Annotated in this window: 1 protein-coding gene; it reads left to right on the top strand. The window is 68.7% G+C overall.

All coding sequences use genetic code 11. The features are described from left to right. Positions 1 to 19: 19 nt before the first annotated feature. Positions 20 to 419 (top strand): S1 family peptidase (locus tag LPA54_RS40085; protein ID WP_228985348.1); only part of this gene is annotated, 400 nt, incomplete at its 3' end.

Here is a 419-nt window from a genome sequence, read left to right on the forward strand (position 1 = left end):
TGCCGACCCTGCCCTGACCGTGGGCGTCGGCGTCACCGCGGGGGTGAGTTTCCCGGGCAACGACTATGCGAGCGTCCGGTACACCAATACGGCGGTCGCCTACCCGGGCGAGATCTCGCTGGGCGTCGGCGCCGGTACACGTGACATCACCAACGCGGCGTATCCCGTCGTCGGGCAGTCGGTCTGCCACGTCGGGCGAACCACCGGATATCGCTGCGGGACCGTCCAGGCCCTGAACGTCACCATCAACCACGGGGAAGGAGCCGTGTACGGTCTGTTCCGGTCGAACCTCTGCTCCGAGCCCGGAGACACCGGCGGTCCGGCCTTCTCGGGCGGCACCGCTCTCGGCGTCATCGTCGGCAGCAGCGGGAACTGCAGTTCGGGAGGCGTCACGTACTACCAGCCGGTGTCCGAGTGGC

Origin of the sequence: Streptomyces sp. DH12, from assembly GCF_020873895.1 — a bacterium.
GTDB lineage: Bacteria > Actinomycetota > Actinomycetes > Streptomycetales > Streptomycetaceae > Streptomyces.